This is a genomic window from Streptomyces sp. SID3343, from assembly GCF_009865215.1.
In the GTDB taxonomy this organism is placed as follows: Bacteria; Actinomycetota; Actinomycetes; order Streptomycetales; family Streptomycetaceae; genus Embleya.
The window spans coordinates 1-5,079 of sequence record NZ_WWJX01000303.1 but is presented as its reverse complement, the minus strand read 5'-3'; the positions used below and the strand labels follow the sequence as shown (position 1 = coordinate 5,079).

The following is a 5,079-nucleotide window of genomic DNA, read 5'->3' as shown; positions in this document are numbered from 1 at the left end:
AGGCGGCCTCGGCGGCTGCGGCGGCCGGCGGGTGCCCGCGAGGCCGCCCACGACCGCCAGCGGCAGCGCGACCGCCGCGAGCACCAGAAGCGGCAGCGGTACCCCGCCGGGCTTGTCGGTGAGCACGTCGACCCAGTCGTATTCGAGCGAGGCCGCCTGAAGCTCCGGCCACACCGGTCCGCACGCCGCGCCCAGGCCGAACGCGGCGAGGGCCGGCTCCGGTCGCAGCCCACCGATCACCACGCCGATCGCCGCCGCGCCCGCGCAGCGAATCGCGAGTTGGTGGCCGGCGCCCGCGTCGGGGCCGATCAGTTCGGCGAACACCAGGCCCAGGGCGGCCAGGCCGATCGCGTACGACCCGAGCGTGCGCGCGGCGACCGCCCCGAGTACGCCCGCCAGCACGAGACCGAGCAGCCACGGCACGTACTCGGCGGGCCCGTCCAGGCCCAGACCCGGGTTGCCCTCGGTGCGGTCCCACGCGAACAGCGCGGCCGGGAACGCCGCGATCCCGACCGCCATCGCCAGCAGCGCCCCGGCGACCGAGCGGACACCGTCCACCCGATACGTCAGGCCCGCCGCGACCAGGCAACCCGCGAGCGCGATCACCGGCCACAGCGCGAACACCTTGGGTTTGTCGTCGCCCATCACCAGCGCGGCCACCGCCACCGCCACCCCGACCACGCCGAGCAGCGCGACGCCGCCGAACGCGCCGCCCTCGGCGCTCGTCCAGCCTCGGCCCGAGGGCACCAGGACGCGGCCGGTGGGAATCAGGATCAGCATCAGGCCGAACGCGGCGAGCGGCAGCCAGGTCTGGAGCCCCGCCCCCGACTCCCACATCGGTTCGAGCACGTCGCGCCCGCCGAGCACGAACAGCAGCGGCACGGCCGCCGCGAGCGTGGCCGCGAACGCCGCGTTCAGCGGCGCCTGATGGCGCGGTACGGCGAGGTGGATCCACAGCACGACGCCGACGAGCACCTGTACCGCGAAGCCGAACCGCAACAGGTAGACGAACCCGAGCCAGCGCGAGTCGCCGGAGCCGTCGACGTGGGTCGCGATCGGGTCGAGCACGGTGGTGATCGCGGCCCCCGCGAGCCCGATGACCAACACTCCGGCGACACTGCCGCGACGATGCGTGAACACGCTGTCGGTGAGCCCGATACCGCCGATCACCAGCGGTACGGCCCACGGCAGCAACACCGCGACCAGGTCTCCCACCGACCACGAATCACCCATGGCGATCGGCTGCGGACCCGCGCCGTAGGCGGACGGGTCGGTCGGCGCGATCGGCGTCACCGGCGGGTTCAGGCCCACCCGAAGCAGGACGAGCGCGGCCGACGTCGCGAGGACGACGAGCAGTACGCCGGCCACCCATTCGAAGGACAACCGGCCGACCGGCTCGGGGCGCCGCGCACGAGCCTCCGCGAATCCGGCACCGGCCTCATACGCCTTGCGCATCATTTTGCCGGCCATCGCCGTCTCCCCCGGGTCGTCTGGGTACGAAGCTTGAGGAGGCGGTCTCGTGCCCACTCTCGACAGGGGACGCGGCCGGCTCACTTTCGGATGCGGCGCCCCCACACCTCGCTCGGCGCGGTGTCGGCATCCGGCTGCCATTCGCCCAGTCGCGACCAGTCCCACGCGCGAAACGCCGCGAGCGCGGCGTGGTTGTCGCGGTTCACCCGGGCCGCGGCGAATGTCGCGTCGGTGCCCGCGAGCAGCCGCTCCTGCATACGCGTGGCCAGGCCCCGACGCCGCTGCTGGGGCACGACCATCATATCGATGATCACGAACACGCTTCCGGCGGAGGCGAGTTCGGCCACGTCGTCGGCCAACTCGCCGCGAAATCCGGTCCACCAGCCACTCGCCCGCCGAGGTGGAAATCCGTACGTGCACCCGGCCGCGCCGGCGCCGTTCGCGACGACCATCTCGAATCCGGGCTGCTGGATGTGATCGGCGTAGCGCCGTAGGAATTCCGGTCGGCCGGGCGGGTCGTCGCCATAGGTCTTGACGTACGTATCCGCTACGGCTTCCCGCTGTTGGTCCGCCTGCCAACGGGTCAGCCGCCGCAAGAACACCTCTGTCACAAGTGCCTCCCGCCCAGGCATGGGATGCCGTAGACGTTTCATATCGTGGCAGGTACGACCCGGTCGGGGAAACACCGCGCGATAAATACCGCTCGGTTGGACTTCGGGAAATGCCGACCGCGACGAAGCCGGTCGTGGTCCGTTCCGGCAACAGGGCTCTGTCGCAAAGGTGTTCGCAATCGCGAACCACCGGGCGGCGTTCACGACCGGCCGATTCTCCCGACCGCGACGACCGGGCCGGCCGGGCCGACCGAAGCGACCGGAGCGACCGGAGCCGACAGTGCGATGCACGCCGCCACGCCCACCGGGTGATTCGCGCGTTTCGACCTCTTGCGTCCGCTCGCGCTCGTAGCCTGCGCACGGGGGGAGCACCACGAACACGGGGAGCACCACGAAAGGAAAGCGATGAACGACGACGAGCCGGGCAACGCGTGGGACATGTGCGCCGAGGGGCATGTCGAGCACGAGTGGGTGTATCAGTACGGCCCGGACGGACCGGCGGGTAAACCGTGGGCGAAAGCCTGTAAACACTGCGGGAAGATGGCCGGCGCCAACGTCCCCGAGAGCCGGCTCGCCGCTCCGGTGAGCGGTGGGGACTGCATGGGCGGCTGACCCGCCGCGACGACGCCCGTGGTGAACTGGAACACGTTCCAGTACCCGCGCATCGAAAGCGCAGCGGTGCGGAGTACGTTGACCTCACCGGCAACGTGGCCGGCAGCTCCACCGCAGGCCATGAACGTGGCGGGTTGTCGTACCCACGACGAGGTGGGGCGGCCATGTGTCCCCACCTCCGAATCCCTAGACTCTCCGCAGCCGAGGAGGGAGCCAGATCGTGCGCAAGGTACTCATCGCCAACCGTGGGGAAATCGCGGTCCGCGTCGCCCGAGCATGCCGTGACGCCGGCATCGCCAGTGTGGCCGTCTACGCAGAACCGGACCGGGATGCTCTGCACGTGCGGGTGGCCGACGAGGCCCACGCGCTCGGCGGGAACACTCCGGCCGAGAGCTACCTGGACGTGGCCAAGGTTTTGGGGGCCGCCCGGGACTCGGGCGCGGACGCCATTCACCCCGGGTACGGATTCCTGTCGGAAAACGCGGAATTCGCCCAGGCCGTGCTGGACGCCGGACTCACCTGGATCGGACCGCCTCCGCAGGCGATCCGCGACCTCGGTGACAAGGTGGCCGCCCGGCACATCGCCCAGCGGGCCGGCGCGCCCCTGGTCGCCGGCACCGCGGACCCGGTCTCCGGTTCCGCGGAGGTCGTGGAGTTCGCGAAGGCCAACGGCCTGCCGATCGCCATCAAGGCCGCCTTCGGCGGTGGCGGTCGCGGCCTCAAGGTCGCCCGCAACCTCGAAGAGATCCCCGAGCTGTACGACTCGGCCGTGCGCGAGGCAGTGGCCGCGTTCGGTCGCGGCGAGTGCTTCGTCGAGCGCTACCTCGACCAGCCGCGGCACGTCGAGACGCAGTGCCTGGCCGACACCCACGGCAACGTGGTCGTCGTGTCCACGCGCGACTGCTCGCTCCAGCGCCGGCACCAAAAGCTCGTCGAGGAGGCGCCCGCGCCGTTCCTGAGCGAGGCGCAGAACGCCGAGCTGTACCGCGCGTCGAAGGCCATCCTCAAGGAGGCCGGCTACGTCGGCGCCGGAACCTGCGAGTTCCTCGTCGGCCAGGACGGCACGATCTCCTTCCTGGAGGTCAACACCCGCCTGCAGGTCGAGCACCCGGTCACCGAAGAGGTCGCCGGTATCGACCTCGTGCGCGAGATGTTCCGGATCGCCGACGGCGAGGAACTCGGCTACGACGACCCGGAGATGCGCGGTCACTCGTTCGAGTTCCGGATCAACGGCGAGGACCCGGGGCGCGGCTTCCTGCCGGCCCCCGGCACGGTCACCAAGTGGCTGCCGCCGTCGGGCCCGGGCGTGCGCCTGGACTCGGGCGTCGAGCAGGGCTCGGTCATCGGCCCGGCGTGGGACTCGCTGCTCGCGAAGCTGATCGTCACCGGCAGCGACCGCAAGCAGGCCCTGCAGCGGGCCAAGCGCGCGCTCGACGAGTTCGAGATCGACGGCATGGCGACGGCCCTGACCTTCCACCGCGTGGTGGTTCAGGACCCGGCGTTCGCGCCCGAGATCCACGGTTCCGACGAGGCGTTCACCGCGCACACCCGGTGGATCGAGACCGGCTTCGAGAACACCATCGCCCCGTTCGCGGGCGCCGCGGACGCCGCCGACGAGGCCGCGGAACGCGAGTCGGTCGTGGTCGAGGTCAACGGTCGGCGCTTCGAGGTCACCCTCCCGGCGGGCCTCGGCGCGTCGGGTGCGGCTCCGGCCGCGGGCAAGAAGGCCCCCAAGCGCGGTGGCGGCAAGAAGGCCGGCGCGGCGGCGAGCGGGGACTCCCTGGCCAGCCCGATGCAGGGCACGATCGTCAAGGTCGCGGTCGAGGAGGGCCAGGTCGTCGCCGAGGGCGAGCTGATCGTGGTCCTGGAGGCCATGAAGATGGAACAGCCGCTCAACGCGCACCGGGCCGGCACCGTCAAGGGTCTGGTCGCCGAGGTGGGCGCGACCGTCACCTCCGGTGCGGTCCTGTGTGAGATCAAGGACTGAACGACGTCACACCCTCGACCGCCCTCGTTCCGATTCCTCGGTGCGGGGGCGGTCGCCGTGTGGTGGGGCGTGGGGCGCGTCGGGGGGGATGCCGCAGCGCGGGGGCTGCGGTCGCGTTTTTGGTGGCGGGGGTTGTTCCACCCGCACCACCGCGTCGGTGCGAGGGCTGCGGTCCACCGCGACCGGGGCGGCCCGATCCGCCTCGCGGCCCAGGCTTCGGCCGGCCCTCGGCTTCGCCGACCCGGGCCGGGGCCGGTCGGGTCGGGCGGTCCTGCTGCGGTTGGCGCTTCGCGGCCACAATCCAGGTCCGGAGCGGGACCCGGCTGCGGTCTCGGCGCGTCGGCGCCCACCCCCTTCGGCCCCCGTCGAGTGTTCGACGAGCGCAGCGAGGAGAGCGGC

4 protein-coding genes are annotated in these 5,079 nt (G+C 71.9%); 2 read left to right on the top strand and 2 right to left on the bottom strand.

Annotated elements, in window-relative coordinates:
- Both GT354_RS10410 and GT354_RS10405 read right to left on the bottom strand, forming a co-directional pair.
- Positions 1-1,470: hypothetical protein (locus GT354_RS10410; RefSeq protein WP_161355997.1), on the bottom strand; the 1,470-nt coding region annotated here is incomplete at its 3' end.
- Positions 1,471-1,550: 80 nt separating this feature from the next.
- A complete protein-coding gene (locus tag GT354_RS10405) occupies positions 1,551-2,081 on the bottom strand; it encodes a hypothetical protein (RefSeq protein ID WP_161355996.1) in 531 nt (176 codons plus the stop codon).
- Positions 2,082-2,486: 405 nt separating this feature from the next.
- Here GT354_RS10405 and GT354_RS10400 point away from each other — a divergent pair, with 405 nt between their 5' ends.
- Positions 2,487-2,693 (top strand): hypothetical protein, encoded by a 207-nt coding sequence (locus tag GT354_RS10400; RefSeq protein ID WP_161355995.1) that lies wholly within the window; start codon positions 2,487-2,489, stop codon positions 2,691-2,693.
- A 220-nt stretch (positions 2,694-2,913) separates the two neighbouring features.
- On the top strand, positions 2,914-4,680 hold the full coding sequence (locus GT354_RS10395; RefSeq protein WP_161355994.1) for a biotin carboxylase N-terminal domain-containing protein: 1,767 nt from the start codon (positions 2,914-2,916) through the stop codon (positions 4,678-4,680).
- The last annotated feature ends 399 nt before the right edge of the window (positions 4,681-5,079 follow it).